The organism is Roseovarius sp. THAF27 (genome assembly GCF_009363655.1).
Taxonomy (GTDB): domain Bacteria; phylum Pseudomonadota; class Alphaproteobacteria; order Rhodobacterales; family Rhodobacteraceae; genus Roseovarius.
The window spans coordinates 228,875-251,095 of the sequence record NZ_CP045393.1 but is presented as its reverse complement, the minus strand read 5'-3'; the positions used below and the strand labels follow the sequence as shown (position 1 = coordinate 251,095).

General features: G+C 65.4%; 28 protein-coding genes. 14 read left to right on the top strand and 14 right to left on the bottom strand.

The annotated features are described in order from the left end of the window. Nucleotides 1–131: 131 nt before the first annotated feature. Both FIU89_RS01245 and FIU89_RS01240 read right to left on the bottom strand, forming a co-directional pair. Complete coding sequence (locus FIU89_RS01245) at nt 132–668, bottom strand: prolyl-tRNA synthetase associated domain-containing protein (protein ID WP_152490924.1); 537 nt, start codon at nt 666–668, stop codon at nt 132–134. A 31-nt stretch (nt 669–699) separates the two neighbouring features. After that, nucleotides 700–2,001: a hypothetical protein gene (locus FIU89_RS01240; RefSeq protein ID WP_152490923.1), complete on the bottom strand. Its 1,302-nt coding sequence runs from the start codon at nt 1,999–2,001 to the stop codon at nt 700–702. 364 nt (nt 2,002–2,365) lie between these two features. Here FIU89_RS01240 and ffh point away from each other — a divergent pair, with 364 nt between their 5' ends. The 7 genes from ffh to FIU89_RS22145 all read left to right on the top strand — a co-directional run bounded on the left by ffh (nt 2,366) and on the right by FIU89_RS22145 (nt 6,745). Beyond that, nucleotides 2,366–3,868, top strand: a complete 1,503-nt coding sequence (gene ffh / locus FIU89_RS01235) for a signal recognition particle protein (RefSeq protein WP_152490922.1) — start codon at nt 2,366–2,368, stop codon at nt 3,866–3,868. 99 nt (nt 3,869–3,967) lie between these two features. Beyond that, the gene (locus FIU89_RS01230) at nt 3,968–4,537 is read left to right on the top strand and encodes a GNAT family N-acetyltransferase (protein ID WP_152490921.1); all 570 of its coding nucleotides are present in this window, start codon (nt 3,968–3,970) and stop codon (nt 4,535–4,537) included. After that, nucleotides 4,534–5,076, top strand: coding sequence for a GNAT family N-acetyltransferase (locus FIU89_RS01225; protein ID WP_152490920.1), 543 nt, complete (start codon nt 4,534–4,536; stop codon nt 5,074–5,076). The genes FIU89_RS01230 and FIU89_RS01225 overlap by 4 nt, the downstream gene beginning before the upstream one ends. Before the next feature lies 1 nt (nt 5,077). Further along, nucleotides 5,078–5,683, top strand: a complete 606-nt coding sequence (locus tag FIU89_RS01220; protein WP_152490919.1) for a GNAT family N-acetyltransferase — start codon at nt 5,078–5,080, stop codon at nt 5,681–5,683. Then, nucleotides 5,676–5,975, top strand: a complete 300-nt coding sequence (locus FIU89_RS01215) for a chorismate mutase (RefSeq protein ID WP_057790679.1) — start codon at nt 5,676–5,678, stop codon at nt 5,973–5,975. The genes FIU89_RS01220 and FIU89_RS01215 overlap by 8 nt, the downstream gene beginning before the upstream one ends. A gap of 107 nt (nt 5,976–6,082) precedes the next feature. After that, on the top strand, nt 6,083–6,499 hold the full coding sequence (rpsP, locus tag FIU89_RS01210) for a 30S ribosomal protein S16 (RefSeq protein WP_152490918.1): 417 nt from the start codon (nt 6,083–6,085) through the stop codon (nt 6,497–6,499). A gap of 93 nt (nt 6,500–6,592) precedes the next feature. Then, complete coding sequence (locus tag FIU89_RS22145; protein ID WP_172977985.1) at nt 6,593–6,745, top strand: hypothetical protein; 153 nt, start codon at nt 6,593–6,595, stop codon at nt 6,743–6,745. Nucleotides 6,746–6,835: 90 nt separating this feature from the next. On the opposite strand, the gene FIU89_RS01205 is transcribed toward FIU89_RS22145, so the two are convergent. Then, nucleotides 6,836–8,050, bottom strand: a complete 1,215-nt coding sequence (locus FIU89_RS01205; protein ID WP_254701762.1) for a peptidoglycan-binding protein — start codon at nt 8,048–8,050, stop codon at nt 6,836–6,838. A 225-nt stretch (nt 8,051–8,275) separates the two neighbouring features. On the opposite strand from FIU89_RS01205, the gene rimM reads away from it, so the two are divergent. The 6 genes from rimM to FIU89_RS01175 all read left to right on the top strand — a co-directional run bounded on the left by rimM (nt 8,276) and on the right by FIU89_RS01175 (nt 12,411). Next, nucleotides 8,276–8,782 (top strand): ribosome maturation factor RimM, encoded by a 507-nt coding sequence (gene rimM, locus FIU89_RS01200; RefSeq protein WP_152490916.1) that lies wholly within the window; start codon nt 8,276–8,278, stop codon nt 8,780–8,782. A 2-nt stretch (nt 8,783–8,784) separates the two neighbouring features. Beyond that, complete coding sequence (locus FIU89_RS01195) at nt 8,785–9,600, top strand: hypothetical protein (RefSeq protein WP_152490915.1); 816 nt, start codon at nt 8,785–8,787, stop codon at nt 9,598–9,600. A 31-nt stretch (nt 9,601–9,631) separates the two neighbouring features. Then, nucleotides 9,632–10,429: a tRNA (guanosine(37)-N1)-methyltransferase TrmD gene (trmD, locus tag FIU89_RS01190; RefSeq protein WP_152490914.1), complete on the top strand. Its 798-nt coding sequence runs from the start codon at nt 9,632–9,634 to the stop codon at nt 10,427–10,429. A 355-nt stretch (nt 10,430–10,784) separates the two neighbouring features. Further along, nucleotides 10,785–11,168 carry a 50S ribosomal protein L19 gene (rplS, locus tag FIU89_RS01185; protein ID WP_057790669.1) on the top strand — a complete coding sequence of 128 codons (384 nt, stop codon included), beginning with the start codon at nt 10,785–10,787 and terminating at the stop codon, nt 11,166–11,168. Nucleotides 11,169–11,180: 12 nt separating this feature from the next. After that, a complete protein-coding gene (rpmE, locus tag FIU89_RS01180) occupies nt 11,181–11,402 on the top strand; it encodes a 50S ribosomal protein L31 (RefSeq protein ID WP_152490913.1) in 222 nt (73 codons plus the stop codon). A 199-nt stretch (nt 11,403–11,601) separates the two neighbouring features. Further along, on the top strand, nt 11,602–12,411 hold the full coding sequence (locus FIU89_RS01175; protein WP_152490912.1) for a division plane positioning ATPase MipZ: 810 nt from the start codon (nt 11,602–11,604) through the stop codon (nt 12,409–12,411). Between the two features lie 73 nt (nt 12,412–12,484). On the opposite strand, the gene FIU89_RS01170 is transcribed toward FIU89_RS01175, so the two are convergent. Together FIU89_RS01170 and FIU89_RS01165 are read right to left on the bottom strand one after the other, a co-directional pair. Beyond that, complete coding sequence (locus FIU89_RS01170; protein WP_152490911.1) at nt 12,485–13,147, bottom strand: 5-formyltetrahydrofolate cyclo-ligase; 663 nt, start codon at nt 13,145–13,147, stop codon at nt 12,485–12,487. Beyond that, on the bottom strand, nt 13,144–14,001 hold the full coding sequence (locus tag FIU89_RS01165; protein ID WP_152490910.1) for a DMT family transporter: 858 nt from the start codon (nt 13,999–14,001) through the stop codon (nt 13,144–13,146). The genes FIU89_RS01170 and FIU89_RS01165 overlap by 4 nt, the downstream gene beginning before the upstream one ends. A gap of 320 nt (nt 14,002–14,321) precedes the next feature. Between FIU89_RS01165 and FIU89_RS01160 the strand changes: the two genes are divergently transcribed. Further along, nucleotides 14,322–14,789 carry an N-acetyltransferase gene (locus FIU89_RS01160; RefSeq protein ID WP_152490909.1) on the top strand — a complete coding sequence of 156 codons (468 nt, stop codon included), beginning with the start codon at nt 14,322–14,324 and terminating at the stop codon, nt 14,787–14,789. Between the two features lie 198 nt (nt 14,790–14,987). Here the strand turns inward: FIU89_RS01160 and FIU89_RS01155 are convergent, their stop codons facing one another. From FIU89_RS01155 to FIU89_RS01115, 9 genes are all read right to left on the bottom strand, one after another. Next, nucleotides 14,988–16,208: a phenylacetate--CoA ligase family protein gene (locus tag FIU89_RS01155; RefSeq protein ID WP_152490908.1), complete on the bottom strand. Its 1,221-nt coding sequence runs from the start codon at nt 16,206–16,208 to the stop codon at nt 14,988–14,990. 43 nt (nt 16,209–16,251) lie between these two features. Continuing rightward, nucleotides 16,252–16,839: a hypothetical protein gene (locus tag FIU89_RS01150; protein ID WP_152490907.1), complete on the bottom strand. Its 588-nt coding sequence runs from the start codon at nt 16,837–16,839 to the stop codon at nt 16,252–16,254. Further along, nucleotides 16,836–17,663, bottom strand: coding sequence for an ABC transporter ATP-binding protein (locus tag FIU89_RS01145; protein ID WP_152490906.1), 828 nt, complete (start codon nt 17,661–17,663; stop codon nt 16,836–16,838). Before FIU89_RS01145 ends, FIU89_RS01150 begins: the two co-directional genes overlap by 4 nt. 110 nt (nt 17,664–17,773) lie before the next feature. After that, nucleotides 17,774–19,054 (bottom strand): ABC transporter substrate-binding protein, encoded by a 1,281-nt coding sequence (locus tag FIU89_RS01140; protein ID WP_152490905.1) that lies wholly within the window; start codon nt 19,052–19,054, stop codon nt 17,774–17,776. Nucleotides 19,055–19,145: 91 nt separating this feature from the next. Next, entirely contained in the window at nt 19,146–20,222 is a 1,077-nt protein-coding gene (locus FIU89_RS01135; protein ID WP_152490904.1) for a branched-chain amino acid ABC transporter permease, read from the bottom strand. Between the two features lie 99 nt (nt 20,223–20,321). Beyond that, nucleotides 20,322–20,570 (bottom strand): hypothetical protein, encoded by a 249-nt coding sequence (locus tag FIU89_RS01130; protein WP_152490903.1) that lies wholly within the window; start codon nt 20,568–20,570, stop codon nt 20,322–20,324. After that, nucleotides 20,567–20,956: a VOC family protein gene (locus FIU89_RS01125; RefSeq protein ID WP_152490902.1), complete on the bottom strand. Its 390-nt coding sequence runs from the start codon at nt 20,954–20,956 to the stop codon at nt 20,567–20,569. Before FIU89_RS01125 ends, FIU89_RS01130 begins: the two co-directional genes overlap by 4 nt. Beyond that, on the bottom strand, nt 20,953–21,165 hold the full coding sequence (locus FIU89_RS01120; RefSeq protein ID WP_152490901.1) for a hypothetical protein: 213 nt from the start codon (nt 21,163–21,165) through the stop codon (nt 20,953–20,955). The genes FIU89_RS01125 and FIU89_RS01120 overlap by 4 nt, the downstream gene beginning before the upstream one ends. 3 nt (nt 21,166–21,168) lie before the next feature. Further along, nucleotides 21,169–22,158 carry a branched-chain amino acid ABC transporter permease gene (locus FIU89_RS01115; RefSeq protein ID WP_152473376.1) on the bottom strand — a complete coding sequence of 330 codons (990 nt, stop codon included), beginning with the start codon at nt 22,156–22,158 and terminating at the stop codon, nt 21,169–21,171. Nucleotides 22,159–22,221 lie beyond the last annotated feature (63 nt).

The following is a 22,221-nucleotide window of genomic DNA, read 5'->3' as shown; positions in this document are numbered from 1 at the left end:
GCCCGCGCGCGCCCCGGTTCATGGTTCCGCAAACACGCGACATCCCGGCATTGCCGCGCGCAGCACGGGTCCGGCGGTGTTCCTGCCCCCGGCTTTTTCTTGCCAAGAATACTCGACTCCCGACGCCGGCCTCAGGGTTCAAGCCACGAAATATCCGCGCCCCACCCCGCCAGAAGCGATTCGAGGTCCCCGGGCCGGATCGCCACCGTCCGGTCATTGACCAGCGGATGCGCATGGACGAAATCCGCGGCCTTCACCGCCGCGTCCATCCACAGCTGCACGCCGGTCCCTGCGCCGTTGACCATCGCCAAAGGGCTCACCGCGCCGGGCCGCACGCCCAAGAACTCCATCAACCGATCCGCCGAGCCAAAGGACAGTCCGGCCACCCCCATCTGCGCGCCCAGCGCCTTCAGGTCCACCTCCCGGTCCTGTTCCAGCACCACCAAGTGGTTCCGCTTCTTGCGGTCGCGCAGGTAGAAATTCTTGATGTCGATCCGCCCCGGTCCGCCCGGCACGGCCCCGCCCTGCACCGTCTTGGCGTCCTCGACCGTGCGCAGCGGGATATGCTCGTAAAGCTCGAACTCCACACCCGCCGCGCGCATCTGCGCCAGCAGATCGTCGGAACTCACCGGCAAACTGTCCTGAAAGGCGGACGTGGCATCGACCATATTCAAAGGCTCCTTGAACAGACACGGACGGCTAGTCCGCCGGGTCGTCCTTCTCGAAGAACGACTTCAGCCTGTCAATGGCCCCCGGCTTGTCGTTCTCGGTCGTGTCGCCCTCCTCTTCTGCCGTCTCGTCCTCGCGCACGATCCCGCCTTTCATCACCCCCGCCAGCACCGTGTCCCAAAAGAGGTCGATGTCCCCCTCGCGCAGCCGCGCCATCTCCTCGGCATCCAGCTGCAACTGATAGCGAAACTCCGCATTGCCGCCCTGTGCCGCCACCAGCTTGCCTAGCCCCCCGGCCAGCATTCGCTCCGTGCGCGCGGCCCCCTCCGGCACGCTCACACTCATGTCCCGCGCCGCCAGCCGCCAATCCATGTCGACGAAGTCCTCCGACAGGCTCCAGCGGTCCTCGACCATGACCGTCGCCCGGCCCGTCTCGATCCATGTCAGAGGCGCGCGCGGCACCATCCGCTTCAGCTGTGCCGCGTCCACATCCTCGAAAGCCCAGCGCGTCTCGCGCCCCTGCTCGGTGATCTCGCGCGTCTCCACCAACAGCGGCTGCCCCGCCACCTCGGCCTTCAGGTTCGACCGGAACAGCAGATCAAAGAGCGCCAGCCCGCTGCGAAACGGCGCCACCTCCCCGGTCTCGATCGCCAGCGTGTAGCGCTCGGTCCCACGCGGCCGGATCTCCACGTCGACACCCTCGACCGCCAGCCGATCAGCCTTGAACGCCCGGCGCGGCTTGGGCAGGCCAAGATCCTCGGCCGCTTGTCCCTCCTTGGGAAGCGGCGGAATGACATATCCTTCCACCCCCTCGACCTGCCCCAGCTCCAGACGCGACGTATCACCCAGCAGGCTCCACAGGTCCACATCCGCCTCCGCCCGCGCCACAGCCAGATCAAAGGCCAGCCCGGTCTCGTGCGCCCGCGTCATTTCCAGCCCCTCCAGCACCACGTGCCCTCCCAGAAGCGATCCGCTGGCCCCGGCATAGCTCACGCGCATCCCGGCCTTCTCGCTCGCGGTCTCGATCACCGTTCGCAGGATCGGCTGGAAAAAGACGTATGTCGCCACGACCCCCAGCACGCCCAGCACCGCGCTGCCGCCGGCCACCCAATGCACCACCTTGCGCGGGATCAAAGGCTTGCGCGGCGGCGAGGATTTGCCCCTCGCAGAGGCACGCCGCGCCCGCCGGGCCTGGACCCATTCCGCGAACACCCCGCCGAACAGCAGGAAGATGCCTTCGATCACCGCCCCCACGATGGCGCCCAAAATGGCGATCACCGGCGCCATGCACGCCAGGATGATCTCCGCAAAGATAAGAACCAGCGCTTCCATCGCGAAATCCCCTAAAGCAATGGCCGAAGTCTATTCCTGCCCGACGCCCCCTGCCAACGCTTTACATGTCCATGACGCCAGCCGGCCTCGCGCGGTGGCGGTCCTGCATCAGCACCAGTGCCGCCAAGTCCGGCCCGACGCGCTGCACTATATTGACTCGCCCCCCGCAAAAGCCTATCAGCCGCCCAACATCACGGAAGACAGCGCTCTTCCGGTCCCTTGGGCGCAGCCCGGGATCGCCCCCCACCAGCGAGTGTCGCCCGTGGGGGCGCTTCTCGTTTGAATGCCGTGGGGGCGTTTATCGTTTGAACCGTCATCCCTATGTTGGGACGGCATGACAGAAACCGGCGAAGGAGGCCGAGGCATGTTTGAAAATCTTTCCGAACGTCTCTCCGGCGTCTTCGACCGGCTGACCAAACAGGGCGCGCTGAGCGAAGAAGACGTCAAGACCGCCCTGCGCGAGGTCCGCGTCGCCCTGCTCGAGGCCGACGTTTCCCTGCCTGTCGCCCGCGATTTCGTCAAACGCGTGCAGGACCAAGCCACCGGCCAGGCCGTCACCCGCTCCGTCACCCCCGGCCAGCAGGTCGTCAAGATCGTCCACGACGCGCTCGTCGACACGCTCACCGGGTCCGAGGACCCCGGCGCGCTGAAGATCGACAACCCGCCCGCGCCAATCCTGATGGTGGGCCTGCAGGGCTCTGGTAAAACCACCACCACCGCCAAGCTCGCCAAGCGTCTCAAGGACCGCGACGGCAAGCGCGTGCTGATGGCCTCGCTCGACGTCAACCGTCCCGCCGCCATGGAACAGCTTGAAATCCTCGGGCGTCAAATCGGCGTCGACACCCTGCCCATCGTCAAGGGCGAGGATCCGGTCACCATCGCCAAGCGCGCCAAGACGCAGGCGGGCCTCGGCGGCTATGACGTCTACATGCTCGACACGGCCGGTCGGTTGCACATCGACCAGGAACTCATCGCCCAGGCCGCCGCGGTGCGCGACGTCGCCAACCCGCGCGAGACCCTGCTGGTGGTCGACGGCCTCACCGGCCAGGACGCAGTGAACGTCGCCACCGAATTCGACGACAAGATCGGCGTCTCCGGCGTCGTGCTCACCCGGATGGACGGCGACGGCCGCGGCGGTGCGGCCCTTTCGATGCGCGCGGTCACCGGCAAACCCATCCGCTTCGTCGGCCTGGGCGAGAAAATGGACGCCATCGAGACCTTCGAGCCCGAGCGCATCGCGGGCCGAATCTTGGGCATGGGTGACATCGTCAGCCTCGTGGAAAAGGCGCAACAGACCATCGAGGCCGAACAGGCCGAAAAGATGATGCGCCGCTTCCAGAAGGGTCAGTTCAACATGAACGACCTCAAGATGCAGCTGGAACAGATGCAGAAGATGGGCGGCATGGAAGGCGTGATGGGCATGATGCCCGGCATGGGCAAGATGGCCAAGCAGATGGAAGGCGCGGGCATCGACGACAAGGTCATCGCCCACCAGATCGCGCTGGTCAATTCCATGACCAAGAAGGAACGCGCCAATCCCAAGCTCCTCCAGGCCAGCCGCAAGAAACGCATCGCGCAAGGCGCGGGGCTGGAAGTCTCCGAGCTCAACAAGCTTCTGAAGATGCAGCGCCAAATGGGCGACATGATGAAGAAGATGGGCAAGGGCGGGATGCTGAAACAGGCCATGAAAGGCATGTTCGACAAAGGCGGCCCCTCGCCCGAGGACATGGCCCAGGGCATGGACCCCAAGGCGCTCGAAAAAGCCGCCAAGCAGATGGGCAAGGGGATGCCCGGCGGCGGCTTTCCCGGCATGGGCGGCGGTGGCGGACTGCCCCCCGGTCTTTCCGGCTTTGGGAAAAAGAAATAACGCCATGTCCTTCGCTCGGCTCACATACGCAATCCGTCCTCTGTCCGCCTTGGCGCGCGGCAGCGGCGCGCGGTCGTGCGCTTCATCGGAAGGTGCCGCATGACCCTGCGGCTCGACATCCCCCGGATCGAGACCGAGCGCCTCGTCCTGCGCGGGCCGGAAGCCAGCGATTTCGAACCGCTGGCCGGCTTCCTGCTGGACCGCGAGCGCTCCTGGGGCTTCGGCACGGAAAAGAACATGTCCCGCGCCTGGCGCTGGTTCGCCATGTCCATCGGCCACTGGGCGCTGCACGGCTTCGGCTATTTCACCATGGAATGGAAGGAAACCGGCCAGCCCTGCGGCATCACCGGCATCTGGGCGCCCGAAGGCTGGCCCGAACCGGAACTGGGCTGGGTCGTCTATGACAGGTTCGAGGGCCGCGGCATCGCCTTCGAAGGCGCCGAACGCGCCCGCCGCTGGGCCTATCAGGATCTGGGCCTGACGACGCTCACCTCTAACATCGTGCCCGGCAACACGCGCTCCATCGCGCTGGCCGAACGCCTCGGCGCGCAGTACGAGAAGACCTACCAGAATGTCGAGATGGGAGAGGATTACCTCTATCGCCACCCCGGCCCGTCCGAACTGGGCCTCGACTGCGACGCCGACGGCTCCCCCGAGGCCTACGCATGAAAACCACCGTCGACATCCCCGTGCTCGAAACCGAGGACCTGATCCTGCGCGGCTATGACGAGGCCGATTTCGAGGCCTTCGCCGCCTTCGGCACGTCCGACCGCGCGGCCTATGTCGGCGGCCCGCACACCCGCTGGGACAGTTGGCGCGCCTTCATGGCCGGTATCGGCCACTGGGCCCTGCGCGGCTACGGCATGTGGATGATCGAACATCGCGCCACGGGCAGTGTCGCAGGCCGCGTCGGCATGATCCTGAACGATGGCTGGGACGAGCCGGAACTCGGCTGGCACATCTACGACGGGTTCGAAGGCAAGGGATACGCCTACCAGGCCGCCATCGCCGCCCGCGACCACGCTGCACGCCATTTTGGCCTCGACGGCGTCATCTCCTATATCGACGCCACCAACACCCGCTCGCTTCGTCTCGCAGACCGCCTCGGCGCCAAGCACGAGCGCGACGGCACCGTGGTCGGCACCCCCTGCCAGGTCTGGCGCCACCCCCGCGTGGCCCAGCCTACCGCACAGCCGGCGGAGGCCTGACATGGGACACCGCGACATCCCCGTGCTGGAAACCGGGCGCCTCGTCCTGCGCGGCCCCGAGGCGCAGGATTACCCCGACTTCAAGGCCACCTTCGCCTCCTACCGCTCGCGTTTCATGGGCGGCCCGCTCAACCCTTACGAGGCATGGATGCTCTATGCCGCCGAAATCGGCCACTGGGAAATCCGCGGCTACGGCATGTGGATGATCCACCTGCGCGACACGGACGAGACCGTCGGCATGGCCGGCGGCTGGTTCCCCGCCAAGTGGCCGGAACGCGAAATCGCCTGGATCATCTGGCCCGACAAGGCCGGCAAGGGCTTCGCACTCGAAGCCACGCACAAGGTCCGCGACCACCTCTTTTCCACCGCCGGCTGGGACAGCGCGGTCAGCTATATCGACCCCAAGAACCTCGATTCCATCCGCCTGGCCGAGCGCCTCGGCTGCACCAAGGACCACGAGGCGCCCAGCATCGACGGCTCCGACGCGGTCTATCGCCACCCGTCGCCCGCCACCCTGAAATCCGGCCAGATCCGCGACGGGATCGAGCTGGAAATCGGCCACTACCGCGACCCGCTCTTCAAACCGAAGGGGATGCCCATTGACTGACGCCGACACCTCCCGCGCCGCGGCCCTTCTGAAGGGGCACCGCGAAAGCATCGACCGGCTCGATGCCATCCTCGTCTATACCCTGGGTGAACGCTTCAAGCACACCCAGGCCGTGGGTGCGCTCAAGGCCGAACACGACCTTCCCCCGTCCGATCCCGCCCGCGAGGCGCAACAGATCGCACGGCTCGAAGACCTGGCGCACCGCGCCGACCTCGACCCGGAATTCGCCAAGAAATTCCTCAACTTCATCATCGCTGAAGTGATTCAGCACCATAAGCAACACCAGACCTGACGCGGGATCCCCCCGCCAGACCAACCCCGGCGGGAAGCATCCGCCAAACCAACCCGTAGGGCGGGGTTCACCCCGCCATCCCAACGCCATTCAAAAGGAGAACACCAATGGCCATGAAAATCCGCCTTGCCCGTGGTGGCAGCAAGAAACGCCCTCACTACTCGATCGTCGCCGCCGACAGCCGCATGCCGCGCGACGGCCGCTTCATCGAGAAGCTGGGCACCTACAACCCGCTCCTGCCCAAGGACAGCGAAGACCGCGTCAAGATGAACATGGAGCGCGTGCAACACTGGCTGGACCACGGCGCACAGCCCTCCGACCGCATCTCGCGCTTTCTTGAGGCCGCCGGCGTTCTGGAAAAGAAAGAGCGCGCCAACATGAAGAAGGCCGAGCCGGGCCAGAAAGCCAAGGACCGCGCCGAGGAAAAAGCCGCCAAGGCCGCCGAGGCCGCCGAGGCCGCCAACGCCCCCGCCGAGGAAGCCCCGGCCGAAGAGGCCGCCGCGGAAGAAACCAGCGAAAGCTGATCCGCACCTGCCGCTTTCAGCGCTCTGATCTCCGTGCCGCCCTTGCGTTCAGCCGGGGCGGCACGCACCGCTTTCGCTTTCGGGACATCCCAAATGTTCGGCCTCATACGCCTTGTCGTTCTCAGTTCTCTGACCTTCGTCGCGGGCGTCTTCTTCGAACGTCACAACGTCTCCGAGGCCTGCACGGCGCAGGGTGGCCTCGCAACCGACGGGCTGTGCGTGGTGCAAAACACCGGGGCGAACTGAACCGCCGCGTATCGAGAAACGTCGCGCAAGAATCAATCGCTGCCAGCTTTTCGCCCTTCGCTGATACCTCAGGTTAACGGCGAACCGCCGCTATTCCGCGAGACCCAGCGTCGACAGCGTCTTGCGGTCCGGCGCGCCGGTTTCCGGCAGACCCTTCGCGGACTGGAAACGTTTCATCGCCGCGCGCGATCCCGGCCCCCACTGTCCATCCGCGACACCCGCATCGAATCCGCCCGCATTCAGCAGGGTCTGGATCGCCTTGTAATCCTCACGGCTCAACTCCAGCGTCGACCAGCCGCACGCCCTGGCCACGGCCTCGATCGCATCACGGTGCCCGGCCAGGTCGAAGGATGCGTCGTGCCGCTCACCGTTCTTTTCCACCAGGCGCAGGAACAGTGTCTCGGCCTCATAGATCCGCCGCATCATCCGCTCGGCCTTTGCGCCGAACAGGCCCGCGCCCTTGTTGTTGGTCAGAGAACTCCAGCTCTCGGTCCGGGCCTCCTGCTCGTCGATCCGGATCGTCATGTCGAACGCCTGACGCCGGTAGTCGCCGATCAGGAAATCATCCTGGATGAAGATAAAGGCCGTCTGTCCCTCGCTGCACCGCGCCAGCAGCGCCGTCACCCCGGCAAAGGCCTGCGGGTCATACTCCGAGTAATTGATCGCCGTCACCATCGGACTGTCGTCAATCGCCGCGCGCTCTCGTTCGATCGTCCACCAGCCGGAAATCTCGTCACCGTCATCGCTGGCCTGCTCGAAGGGCCTCAGCGTATAATCCACCTTTGGATAGCGCGGATCGGCCCAGTCGAGCGCCGATGCGGCCCCGTCATTGGCCGCGCCGTCTTGCGACTCGGTCTCGGACAAAGCGGCTGTCGCGCCAGGTTCTGTGGTGGTGACAGGGGCCGGGGCCGGAAAGGCAATCCCGTATTTTGCCTGCAAATAGGCCATCTGCAATTGCGCCAGTGTCAGTTTTTCGGTCTCGGCCCGGCTCAGCGCCACCGCCTGGATCAACCCGCCGGAGCGTTTTGCCTCCGCTTCCGCCTCGGCGATCCGCTCCTGGGCCGCGGCCATTTCCCCAAGCAATCTGTCCGCCTTGGCGGGGTCAGGGGTCACCGCCGCCACGACGACGTCCACCGTCGCATCGCCACGGTCGGCCTGCGCGCGATTCTCCACCATCTGCCGCGCCAGCAACAGCGCTTCGCGGCGCGCAACGGCAAGGTCACGCACCAACCCGCCGTCGTAGCGCGCAATCGTTGCATCCACTTCGGCGACCTGCGCGTCGATCGCCGCGATCTCGCGGCTCAACGCGTCCTCCTGCGCCGGGGCAACCCCTGGCATAATCCCCGACAAGACAAGAACCAGCAACAAGACCCGCATATAACCTCCCTCACCGCTATGCGCCAAACTGCGCGTTCTCCGTTAACAGATCGTTAACCGTGAAAAAGGAGCGGATTTCCCGTAGGCACCCCGCTGTGATTGCGGTACATCACCCGCCATGACACGGCAGCCCCGAAACAAGACCATATCTAGATGACCGACCTTATCTGCATAGGCGCCGTCGCCGGCGCGTTCGGCGTCCGGGGCGAGCTGCGGCTGAAATCCTTCACCGCCACGCCCGAGGATATCGCCACCTACGGACCTGTCACCTCCGAGGACGGCACACAAAGCTACACCATCACCCTCACCGGCCAGTCCACCAAGGGCGCGCTCATCGCGCGGCTGTCCGGTGTCGCCACCAAGGAACAGGCCGACGCCCTGCGCGGCCTGCGTCTCTTCGTCGAGCGTGACCGCCTGCCCGCGCTGCCGGACGATGAATATTACCACGCCGACCTCATCGGGCTGGACGTATACGACACCGGCGGCACCCTCCTGGGCCGCGTCAAGTCGGTCCAGAACCACGGCGCGTCGGACATCCTCGAAATCCACGGGCCGGGGCTGAAGGCCACCGTCCTGCTGCCCTTCACGCTCGAGGCCGTGCCCACCGTCGACCTCGCCTCGGGCCGCATCGTCGCCGACCCGCCCGAGGGCCTGTTCTGACCATGCCGCGCCTCCTGCTGCATCCGGGGTTTCACAAGACCGGCACCTCCTCCCTGCAACGCGGCGCGGCGGACCTGCAGCGCACCCTGCGCCCGCATCTGCGGCTGATCTTCACCCAGGACCTCATCGACGCCACCCGCATGGCCAAACGCTTTTCGGCCTATGGCGACCATGCCGACCTGAACCGTTTTGCCGACACGTTCACCGCCGCCATCCGGCGCGTCGACGCGAGCGACCCGCGCGCCCTGATGATCACCTCCGAGGATCTTTGCGGCTATATCCCCGGCAACCACGGCGTCACGACCTACGCCGCCGCGGCCCCGCTGATGAACGTCGCCACCGCCGTTCTGGCGGCCCATTTCGGCCCCGACGCCCCGCTCGGTGTGCTCTTCACCACCCGCGCGCCACGCCACTGGCAGCGCAGCGTCTGGTGGCAGAACTTGCGCGCCCTGCGCCTGACCGAGGATTTCGAGACCTACCGCGCCCACCTCTCCGGTGCCGCCGACCTCGCCACGATCGTCGACAGTGTCGAGGCGCGCATCCGCCACCGCGCCACCGTTCTCGACGCCCGCATCGAAGAAACCGGCGCCGACCCTCTCGGGCCCCTGGGCCTTGCCCTCGATCATCTCGAGGTGCCCCGCGACGGGCTTCCGCCCCTGCCCGCACACAACGTGCAGCCCGATGGCGCCGCCGAGGAGCTCTTGGCGCTCAACCGATCCGCCCTGTCCGACACGGACCTGGCCGAGGCCAAGCGCGCCGTGCTCAAACGCTACCGCGCCGCCGGCGCCACGCGCCAGACCCGCGCCACGCCCGCTTGACGCGACCCGGATTTGCACCGCACATAGCCCCATGTCCGACAAAGCCTCGAAATCCCACGGTCGCAAGTCGATCACCGCATCGCTGAAACCGCGCAGCCTGATGGACGGCCCCGAACGCCTCGCCCGGGCGTGGTCGGCACAGGTCATCACCCTCTTGCCCGACGCGTTTCCCGGCATCCTGGGCCACAGCCTGACCGGCAAGGCGCTGAAGGACGATCTTTGGCAACTCGACACGATCGACCTGCGTGGTTTCGGCGAGGGCAAGCACCGCAACGTCGACGACACCCCCGCCGGTGGCGGCGCGGGGATGGTCCTGCGGGCAGACGTGATGGGCCGCGCCCTCGACCACGCCCTGCCGCGTGCGCCCAAAGGCGCGCCGCTGGTCTACCTCAGCCCGCGCGGCACGCCCTTCACCCAAGGCATGGCCCGCCACTGGGCCACCCGCCCCGGCGTGACGATGATCTGCGGCCGTTTCGAGGGCCTCGACCAGCGCGTCATCGAGCATTACGACATTCAGGAGGTCTCGCTGGGCGATTTCGTCCTCACCGGCGGCGACCTCGCCGCGCAGGCCATGATCGACGCGACCGTGCGCCTTCTGCCCGGTGTCCTGGGCAACGAGGCCTCCACCGAGGAGGAAAGCTTCTCCGACGGCCTGCTCGAACATCCCCAGTACACCCGCCCCGCCGAATGGCAGGGGCGCAAGATCCCCGACGTGCTGATGTCCGGCCACCACGGCGAGATCGCCAAGTGGCGCAAGGCCAAGTCCGAGGAATTGACAAAACAGCGCCGGCCGGATCTGTGGAGCGCACTTTCAAAGCGCGACGACTGACCCCCGCGCCAGCGGAATTTGCGCAAATTCCGCGATAGAAAATACGTATTTTCTATCCCGTTTTCTGCGCAGAAAACGGTTCCGCCCCGCGCTCAACACTGCTCTTGATCGACACACCGTTTCCCCCTATACACCGCCCGTCCGGGGCTCGACCGAGTCGTCCGGACCTGTTTGTTTGGCACGAAGGGCCTGCTTTCTTCGGCACCCGTCCCGCCCGGCACGCAGCGCAGAGAAAAAGACATGACGACCTGACCTCCGGCGGGCACTTCCCAGTGGACCCGATAGAAGACCAGGAGCTCTCTAGGCCGCGCATCACCTTTGCGGGACAACCGCAAGCAACATAGGAGTGGATCAGATGGACCTGATCGCTGAAATCGAGGCGGAACAAATCGCCGAACTGGGGAAAACCATCCCCGATTTCAAGGCCGGCGACACCGTGCGCGTCGGCTTCAAGGTGACCGAGGGCACCCGCAGCCGTGTGCAGATGTTCGAAGGCGTCTGCATCAGCCGCAAGAACGGCGAAGGCATCGCCGGCTCGTTCACCGTACGCAAGATTTCCTTCGGTGAAGGCGTGGAACGGGTGTTCCCGCTCTACTCGACCAACATCGACAGCATCGAAGTCGTACGCCGTGGCCGCGTTCGCCGCGCCAAGCTGTATTACCTGCGCCAGCGCCGCGGCAAGTCGGCCCGGATCGCAGAGGTTTCCAACTACAAGCCCAAGTCGGGCGCAAACGCGTAAGGAGCGGATAGCATGAAAAAAGATCTGCACCCCGATTACCACTTCATCGACGTGAAGATGACCGACGGCACCATCGTCCAGATGCGCTCGACCTGGGGTAGCGAAGGCGACACCCTGTCGCTCGACGTCGACCCCTCCGTGCACCCCGCCTGGACCGGCGGCGGCACCCGCCTGATGGACTCCGGCGGCCGCGTGTCGAAGTTCAAGAACAAGTACGCGGGCCTCGGCTTCTAAGCCAGCCGCGCCAGCACCATCGAAACGCCGCTCCGCCCGGGGCGGCGTTTTTTGTTTGCACCCCCGGCATGGCGCAAATGCAATATTTCCACGAGATCGTGTCGAACCGGCTTCAACCGGGCCGTCATACACCATAAAGTGGCGTCCAAACCTGCAAGGCAATTCGCCGGGTCAAAAGCGGGGCAAAAGGGCAAGGGGCATGGCACATATCATCGTCGTCGGAAACGAAAAGGGCGGGGCGGGCAAATCCACCGTCTCGATGCATGTCGCGACCGCGCTCGCCCGGATGGGCCACAACGTCAGCGCGCTCGACCTCGACCTGCGGCAAAAGACATTCGGCCGCTACGCCCACAACCGGACGGCCTACCTGGCCAAGGAAGGGCTCGACCTGCCCGGCCCGCATTACCACGATCTGCCCGAGGTCGACCCCGACAAGCTGAAGCCCGGCGAGAACGTCTATGACCGCCGTCTGTCTGCGGCGGTGGCCGAGCTGGAACCCGACAGCGACTTCATCGTGATCGACTGCCCCGGCTCGCACACGCGGCTCAGCCAAGTGGCCCATTCGCTGGCCGATACATTGGTCACGCCCCTCAACGACAGCTTCGTCGATTTCGACCTCCTGGCGCATGTCGACACCGACGGGCTCAAGATCCTGGGGCCGTCCGTCTATTCCGAAATGGTCTGGAACGCGCGGCAGCTGCGCGCGCAGGCCGGGCTGAAACCGATCGACTGGATCGTGGTGCGCAACCGCCTCGGCGCTCAGCAGATGGTGAACAAGGAAAAGATGGGCGCGGCGCTTGAAAACCTCGCCAAGCGCATCGGCTTCCGCACCGCGCCGGGCTTCAACGAACGGGTCATCTTCCGAGAGCTGTTTCCGCGCGGCCTCACCCTGCTGGACCTCAAGGATATCGGCGTCAAGGGCCTCAACATCTCCAACGTTGCCGCGCGCCAGGAACTGCGCGACCTCATCAAGGCCCTGAACCTGCCCGGCGTGACGGTGGAATTCTGACGGCACGGGGCCGCACGCGGCAGATTTTGAGTATTTTCGGCAAGAAAAAGCAGCAGGGCGGCGCGTAAAGCTGTCACGCCGCGCGGCGCACATGCGACCCGTCGCCCAGGATCACCTCATCCATCGGCACGTCCCAGGGCTGCGGAAAGATCGTCTGCACTGGGCAGAAATCATGCCCCACCCCGATCACCCTTGGCCGCGGCGCCAGCCCGGCCAGCGTCATGTCGTAATAGCCACCCCCGTTGCCCAGCCTGTAGCAGCCGTCATCGACCCCCAGAAGCGGCGCGATGACGATATCGGGCGTGACGGCGCGCGCCTCGGCGGGAACCGGAATATTCCAGATGCCACGCGTCATTTTCGCGCCGGGGTGCCACAGGTGAAACGCCACCGCCCGGCCCTTTTCCACCACCACGGGCAGCGCCACCTGCGCCCCCGCCGCAATCGCCCGGCGCAGCCAAGGCCGCAGGTCCAGTTCGCCCCGGATCGGCCAATACCCGGCCACGGTCTGGCCAGCGACATCCCCCAGAACACGGGTCAGCGTGGCCATCGCCGCCGCCGCCTGTCCGGCCAGCTCGTCCTGCGACAGCTCCTTTCGCAGGGCATAAAGCCGTGCGCGGTCACTCTTGCGAAACTGCGCCACGTCGGCCCATGTCTGCGCATCCACGATATGGCCGCCCACCAGGTTCTGCGCGAAACACGGCGGCTCACCACCCGGGTCATCCTCCGCGCCGCTCATCGCCGCCGCCTGAGTGCCACCATGTTCGACACCACGAGCGCCCCGATCACCACCGCGCCGCCGACGATGGCCCAGCGCCCCGGGTCCTCGCCCACCACGGCCCAGACCAGCAGCGGCGCCAGCACCGATTCCAGCAAGATCAGCAAAGACACCTCCGCCGAGCTGATATAGCGCGGGCCCAACGTCAGAAAGCACGTGGCGACCGCGATGAACGCCCCGTGCAGCGCAAACAGATGCCATTGCGCCGCCACCGGCACCCATGGCGACACGAAGGGCAGCACCACCAGCCCCGCGCCGATATAGGCCACCGGGATGGCCGGGATCATCGAGACATCCTTCAACTGCCGCACCGCCGTCAGCGCACCGGCGTAAGAGGCGCAGACGATCACCGCCCAGATGTCGCCCTTCCAGCTGGCGATCTCGTTCTCGCCCGAGCCATAGGCGATGATCGCCAGCCCGGCGAACACCCCCAGCATGGTCAGCACCATGCGCTTGCTGATCCCCTCGCCCAGGAATACCTTGCCGAAAAGGGCGGCGAACACCGGCATCGAGGCAAAGATGAACACCACGTTCGCCACGCTGGTCTGCGTCACCGCCAGCACGAATCCCGGCGCGGTCGAGCCCATCAGCACGATGTAGATCACCCCCGGCCACCCGGTGCTGAGCGCGGCGCGGGTCGACCCGCGCGGCATGAAGGCCAGCACGCCCACCAGGATGAAAACCCCGGCGGTGATCCCGCGCCAGAAGGCCACGACCAGCGGCTCCGCCTCGATCAGCCGCACGAACAGGGAATCGGGCACCACGAACAACACGCCCAGCGTGGTCAGCAGCAGCCCTTTGAGATGCGCATTCATAAGGAATAACTGCCCGGAATTTGATCAGAATGTAAAGACCGGCGGCTCGGATTTCGCAACGATGGAGGGCATGGCGAACAGGCGGCTCGGAAGGCCCGGCGCGCGGACCTTTCCAGACCGTCGCAAGCCCCGGCCTCGACACCGGGCCGGCCTTTCAGCACGACCGGGCAGAGCCGGCTTTCACCTTGGAGCGCCCGACGCGCATCCAGGTGCCGGGCTTTGCGACTATGGTTGACGCGAGCGGGCCTTCCATGTCAGGCGCACGGTTTCAATGACACTCTCCGGCGCGTTGGCGCCGCGACCAGCCGAAGGAAGGACCAATGACACTCACCCTGCGCCGCAACCACGACCGCGATCTGGCCCCGTTGGCAAAGATGCTGCCGGACACGGAAATTCCCTTGCTCAACCCCAGCGCAAAGGTGCCCTTCGACGAGATGGAATGGCATCGCAACTGGCTCGGCGAGTCTTCGGATGTCTCCTTCTACCTTCTTGACGCGGAAGGGCACGACGTTGGTTTTTTCGCCCTGCGCGAAGGTATCGGCCCGGAAGTGCGGCACCTGACCTACGTCTACCTCCGCGAAGAGATGCGCGGCGGCGCGGGCGCCGAATTGGCCAAGATCGTCGAGCAGGCGGCAGAGGATCTCGGTGCGCTGGTCCTGACCCTGAAGGTAGAGACCGATAACGCGCCAGCCTTCAACGCCTATCTCTCGGCCGGTTACGAAGAACTGTCGCGTCGCCACGGCATGGCCACCATGCGGCTCGATCTGGAAGCGCGAATCGCCGCATAGGCGTAGCACTCGGAACAGGTCGCCTGAAGGGCCGGCACGGCACGCAGGCGCGGATCAACCTTCCAAGCAGGCCTGTCCCGGTCGATACCGGACACGTGCAAAAGCGTCTGGCCCGCGCGGCTCCTGGGGCGTGGTCGCCTTGGGCTTCGCCTCGGCGTTGAACGCGCGCGCCCCGGAAACGCCCAGCGGCCCACACCCTCACTCGTAACTGCGCAAATCCTCGATCACCTTGCCATCGTTCGGCAGGCTGCCCCGGGCCACGACCTCGATCTTGCCCTTCAGCTTCAGCACGTCGCTCACCGTCGCCGCATAGGCCTCGGGCGCACCGCCATCGGCCTCGATCTGCACGGTCATCACGTCCATCTCGCCCTCGCGACTGGCCACCACCCGGGCGCGCGCAATCTCGTCATGCTTGGCGACCAGCGCGGCCACCTGCTCGGGGCGCACGAACATGCCCTTGATCTTGGTGGTCTGGTCGGCGCGCCCCATCCAGCCCTTGATCCGCATGTTGGTCCGCCCGCAGGGGCTTTCCCCTTCCATCACCGCGCTCAGGTCTCCGGTGGCAAAGCGGATCAGCGGATAATCCGGGTTCAGCGTGGTCACCACCACCTCGCCCACCGCGCCGGGTGTCACCGGGTCGCCCGTGCCCGGCGTCACGATCTCCACGATCACGCCCTCGTCGACGATCAGCCCCTCCTGAGCCGCGCTTTCATAGGCGATGTTGCCCAGATCGGCGGTGGCATAGCATTGCAGACACTGAATGCCCCTGTCCGCATATTCCTGCCGCAGCGACGGAAACAGCGCCCCGCCCCCCACGGCGGCCTTGGTTATCTTCAAAGCCAGCCCCATCTCGTCCGCCTTGTCCAGGATCACCTTCAGGTAATCCGGCGTCCCGGCATAAGCCGTTGTCCCGATGTCATGCGCCGCCTGCACCTGCAACTCTGTCTGCCCGGTCCCGGCGGGCAACACCGTGGCCCCCACGGCCCGCGCCCCGTTCTCGAACATCATGCCGGCAGGCGTCAGGTGATAGCCGAAACAGTTCTGCACGATATCCCCCGCACCGATCCCGCAGGCGTGCAGGAACCGGCCCATCCGCCACCAGTCGCCCCCGGCCCCGCCCGGCTCGTAGATCGGCCCGGGGCTCTGGAACACATGCGCAAAGCCCGAGACCGGCTCCGCCGTCAGCCCGCCAAAGGGCGGCTCAGCCTTCTGCGCCTGTCCCAGGTCCGCCTTGCGCAGCACTGGCAACCCGGCCAGATCGGCCACGCTCTTGATATCCCCCGGAGCGACCCCCGCCAGCGTGTCACCGTAACCTGGCAAGCCTTGCGCCCGTTCGATCTGCGCGCCCAAGGCACGCGCCAGCACCGATGCCCGGTCCCCGGGGTCCCGTGTTTCAAGATCGTCGAAATACTGGCTCATCTGTCGGCCCTCCGCTGGCCAAGGTCTCTGCGTCCAACCGCTTTCATATCCGGTACCCGTCCGATGCGAGCCCCGGTCGCCCCACATTCCGCTCCAGGCTGTCCCTGACCGCATCCATCACCGGCGTGCCATAAGGCCAGTTCCACAACCCCACGCCGAACCCCGCGATGATAAAGCCGCCCTCGGACGCCCATTCATTCACCGATGTCTCGGCCCCGCAGGCGATGCACGTGACAGCCGTGTCGGAGAAATCGGCATCGGCCACCGCCTCTCCGATCTGCTCGAGCTGGTCATTGAACGCCTCCACCTCCCTGGCCGAAACCGTCATCCCGCACCGGGGACATTCCAGCGTCTCGGTATTCAACGGACCGTGGTTGAAGATCAGCGACCCGCAAAACTCCGCACCGTTGGTCAGCAGTTCCGCAAAGGAGTCGTAAGGTCGGGCAAGCGCGATAGCCCCGTCTGCCGGACGATGCACAGGCCCCCTGGGCTCACCCAGAATGGACTCCGGGTCCCGGTCCCGCCGGATGATCCCCTGCCCAACCAGATCGGCAATCGTGCCGCTCAGCAAGGCTCGGGCGTTCGGCGGCGTCGGTTCCGGATAGGCAAAGAACCAGACATGGTCGCTCATGAAAGCCACCGCTTCCGCCGGCGATAGCTGCGCACGTCGCGGAACGATTTGCGACCCTCGTCCGACATGCCCAGGTAGAATTCCTTCACATCCGGGTTCTCGCGAAGCTCCTTCGCGGGCCCGTCCATCACCACGCGCCCCGACTCCAGAATATACCCATACTGCGCGAACCGCAGCGCCACGTTCGTGTTCTGCTCCGCCAGCAGAAAGGTATAGCCCTCCTCCTCGTTCAGCGACTTCACGATGCCGAAGATCTGCTCCACCAACTGCGGCGCCAGCCCCATGCTCGGCTCGTCCAGCAGGATCGTCTCGGGCCGCGACATCAGCGCGCGCCCGATGGCACACATCTGCTGCTCCCCGCCGGACGTGTATCCCGCCTGGCTCCGCCGCCGCTCCTTCAGGCGTGGAAAATATTCGTACACAAGGTCCAGATCCTTCTCGATCTCCCCCTTGCTCGACCCGCGCGTATAGGCCCCCGTCAACAGGTTCTCCTCCACCGTCAGGTGCTCGAAGCAATGGCGCCCCTCCATCACCTGGATCACGCCCTTCTTCACCAGCTCCGACGGCACAAGGTCCTGCACCCGCTCCCCGCGGTACCGGATATTACCCTTGGTCACCTCGCCCCGCTCGGATTTCAGCAGGTTGGAAACCGCCTTCAGCGTGGTGGTCTTGCCCGCACCGTTGCCGCCCAAAAGCGCGGTGATCCCGCCCTTCGGCACGCTCAGGCTCACGCCCTTCAGCACGAGGATCACGTGGTTGTAGATCACCTCGATATTGTTCACCTCAAGCAGGTTCTCTTCGGTCTGGACAGCAGCCTCGGCCATGCTTCGGTCTCCATCGCGCCGGGTCCCGCATGCGACCCGCGCTTTTTCTTGCCAAAAATACTCGAAATCCCCCGGCCGCCACCGCGTGCGGCGGCCGGAGAAAGGTCAGATCAGCAGCCCGGCTCGATGCCGTTCTCTTCCGCGAACGCCGCCGAATCCTCTTCCACCAGCGGCTGGATGACCTCCTGGTCCGACTGGTAGTACTCGGTGATCAGGTCGAACGCGCCGGCCTCCGCGTTCCACTGCGACACGGCGCCAAAGCCGTTGCCGCCATGGTTCTCGCACGACACCTTGAACTCGGGGCCGAAATTCGGAAGGCCAAGCGCGGCCATCTTCTCCTCGGTCATTTCCAGGTTCTCCATACCGTCGCGCATCTGCGCTGCGTTGATCGCGGCGGTACCATGCATCTCCTGCGCAGTCTTGATCGCCTCGGCGGCCAGCATCGCGGCATACATGCCCCGGTTATACAGGACCGAGCCGATCTGGTCGCCCGCACCCGCGGCATTGCCGGTATCCACGACATACTGCTGGATATCGTCATAGACCGGGTAATCGGACCCCAGGTTGTGGAAGGTCAGCGCCTTGTACCCATCGGCGCCGGCGCCCGCCGATTTCACGTCGTTCTCCGAGCCGGACCACCAGATACCGATGAAGTTCTCCATCGGGAACCGGATGTTCACGGCTTCCTGGATCGCGACCTGGTTCATCACGCCCCAACCCCACATGATCACGTAATCCGGGCGCTGCTGGCGCACCTGCAACCACTGAGATTTCTGCTCCTGGCCCGGGTGATCCACCGGCAGCAGCATCAGCTCGTAACCATGCTTCTCGGCCAGCTTCTCCAGCGTGCGGATCGGCTCCTTGCCATAGGCCGAGTTGTGATAGACCAGCGCCACCTTCTTGCCGCTCAGGTCGCCCTCGTTCTGCTCCGCCAGGTGCGTGATCGCGAGGCTTGCGCCGTCCCAATAGTTGGCGGGATAGTTGAACACCCATTTGAACACCTCGCCGGCCTTGGCGCTGGTGCGGCCATAGCCCATCGTATGAAGCGGGATGCCATCGGCCGTCGCCTTCGGGATCAGCTGATAGGTGATGCCCGTGGACAGCGGCTGATACACCAGCGCGCCTTCGCCCTTGGTGGCCTCGTAGCACTCCACGCCCTTCTCGGTATTGTATCCGGTCTCGCACTCGATCAGGTTGATCTTCTCGCCCCCGATACCGCCGTCACGCTCGTTCAGCAGGGTGAAATAGTCCTGGTAGCCATCCGAGAACGGAATGCCGTTCGCCGCATAAGGCCCGGTGCGATAGCTGGTATCGACGATGGTCAGCTCCGCAAGCGCGGGGCTCGCCACCATCGCCACAGCTGCAATCGCTGTCAGCAGTCTCTGTTTCATCGGTTTGTTCCTCCCTTGGTATGTCCGATGTCTTGTCATGGGCGCGAGCGCCCAACCCGTAGGGCGGGATTTCATCCCGCCACGCCGCCCCCTAATGCGGAAACGGCCATAGTCTCAGTTTCTCCTTCGCCACGCGCCACAGCTGCGCCAGCCCGTGCGGCTCGGCCACCAGGAATATCACGATCAGCCCGCCCACTATGATGAACTCGAAATGCGCCGCCAGGTCCGTGGGCCAGCCCAGCCCCCCCACCAGCACGTTTTTCAACAACACCGGCAACAGCACCAGGAACGCCGCCCCGGCGAAGGACCCGAAGATCGACCCAAGCCCCCCGATGATCACCATGAACAGCACCAGGAACGACTTGTTGATGCCGAAAACCTCGCCCACTTCCACGGCGCCCAGGTAGACGGCAAAGAACAGCGCGCCGGCAATGCCCACGAAAAAGCCCGACACGGCAAAGGCGCTCAGCTTGGCCTTCAGCGGATTGACCCCGATGATCTCGGCCGCGATGTCCATATCCCGAATGGCCATCCACTGCCGCCCCTGCATCCCCCGCGTCAGGTTCCGCGCGACAAGCGCGCAAACCACGGTGAATACCAGGCAAAACAGATACGCCGCCCAAGGCGCCGTCTCAGCACCGGTAATGGGCACGCCCAGCACCGTGCGCTCGGGCGCGTTGATCTGACCCGAGGCCGAGTAATTGTAGAACCACCCTACCCGGTTGAAGAGCCACACGAGGAAAAATTGCGCCGCCAGCGTCGCCACCGCCAGGTAGAACCCCTTGATCCGCAAACTGGGCAGACCAAAGAGCACGCAGACCCCCGCCGTGATCCCGCCCGAGATGATCACGTGGAAAAAGATACTCACCTCCGGGAATCCGGTCATCAGCTTGTAACAGGCATAGGCCCCCACGGCCATGAACCCCCCGGTGCCCAGGCTCACCTGCCCGCAATAACCCACCAGGATATTCAGTCCGATCGCCGCGATCGAATATATCAGGAACGGCAGGAAAACCGCGTTTACCCAGTAGTCGTTGATCACGAAGGGCACGATGGCGAACGCCACCAGCAACACCGCGTAATAGCGAAACCTGTCGAACTTGATCGGAAAGGTCTGGCTGTCCGCCACGTAGGACGTCTTGAAGTCGCCCGCCTCACGATAAAACATCAGATCTCTCCTCCACCAAAGTCACATGCCCCGGACGAAGGTCCCGGGCGGGCGGGTGCCGTGGCCCGCAGGGACACGCGGTCGCCCGCACGGGGCCGCTCAAACAGGTTCGGCATCGTCATCCTCCCGCTTCGCCACGCGGTTCGCAGGCCTGGCATAGCCCGTCTCCTCCGCGTGCCGCACCAGCCAGAAATACGCCAGCATCCCCGTGCCGCCGCCCAGCGCCGCAAGGACCGCAGCCACCACCATCTGGCCAGCCGACTCCACGCCCGCAGTCAGCGCCAGGTACCCGAAAGCCCAGAACCCCGACCATGCGACCACGTTCAAAATCGCGATCAGCTGTCTCATGCCCCGGCCTCTTCCTCGAACGTGGCCGCGTCGCCGGGCCAGTCGTCGCCCTGCGGCCCCACCAGGCAGAACCTGTGCCCGGTCGGCGCCTCCATCACGATCCAGCCGCGCAGCCGGTCGACCTCGCGCGCGCCCAGCGCCGTCAGCCGCGCGCACTCCGCCTCCTGGTCGTCGGTCTCGATATCCAGATGCACCCGCGGCGCGTGATCCACCGCCTGCAGCAACACCTTCGGGTGCCCGCGATGCCCGTCGAACTCGGTGTATTTCCCGCGTTCGTCGATCTTTGCGTCCTTGCCCAGCGCCGCCGACCAGAACGCCGTCGCCTCCGACAGGTCGTCGGTCTGGCAGTCGATGCAGACCACGCTGATGCGCGCCTTGTGGGTCATGCCCCGCTCTCCCCGTCCTTCAGCATATCCGCCTTCAGCGCCGCGAACTTCGCCTGCGCCGCGCCCCAGCTTTCCTCGGCGCGCCCCGCCATGGAAATCTCCGCGCCGCAAGTGCCGCAGGCAAAAGATGCCCCCTCCATCAGCGCCCGCGTCTCTATCGCGATGGGCGTGCCGCAATCCGGGCAGTCTATGCTCTGCTCAAGGCGCACCGCTCATACCCTCTCGATGATCTTCTCGCCAAAAAGGCCCTGCGGTCGGAACACCAGGAAGATCAGCGCCAGCACATAGGCAAACCAGATCTCCGTCGCCCCGCCGAGGTAGGGCGCGCCGATGGCGAACTCGAAGAGCTTCTCGCCCACCCCGATCAGCAAACCGCCCACGATGGCCCCGGGGATCGAGGTGAAGCCGCCCAGCATCAACACCGGAAGCGCCTTCAGCGCGATCAGCGACAGCGAGAACTGCACGCCCGACTTGGTGCCCCACATGATCCCCGCGACCAGCGCCACGAACCCGGCCAGCGACCACACCATCACCCAGATGAAATTCAGCGAAATGCCCACCGACAGCGCCGCCTGGTGATCGTCCGCCACGGCCCGCATCGCGCGCCCCTGTTTGGTGTATTGCGCGAACACGATCAGCGTGAAGACCAGCGCGGCCGCGATCACCGTCGCCACGATATCCAGGTTGTCGATGAAAAAGCCGTATCCAAACCACCCCGCCGTGGTCTCGTCGATCACCTCGTTGATCCCCTGCGGCAGGCCCACATCCATCGTCTTGATGTCCGACCCCCACATCATGTCCCCGAACCCTTCGAGGAAATAGGCAAGCCCGATCGTGGCCATGAACAGGATGATCGGCTCCTGGTTCACCAGGTGCTTGAAGATCAGCACATTCACCACCCAGGCCAGCGCGACCATCACCACCATCGTCAACAGGATCGCCGCCAGTGCCGGCACGTGCCAGCCGAAATGGTGGATTTCCGTGCCGAAGATCGCGTTGATCAGGTGGCTGAATGGCACCTGCCCTTCCATGATCCCCACCAGCGTCAGCGCCGCGAACAGCGCCATGACCCCTTGCGCATAATTGAAGATGCCGCTGGCCTTGTAGATCAGCACGAAGCCCAGCGCGACCAGCGCATAGAGCACCCCGGCCATCAGACCGTTCAGGAACACTTCCATGCCGAATATCAGTTGATCAGGCATCACGAACCTCCTTCGCATTCCCGCCCCGGACCTGATCCGGGGCCTCCCGGCCACCGAGGTCCC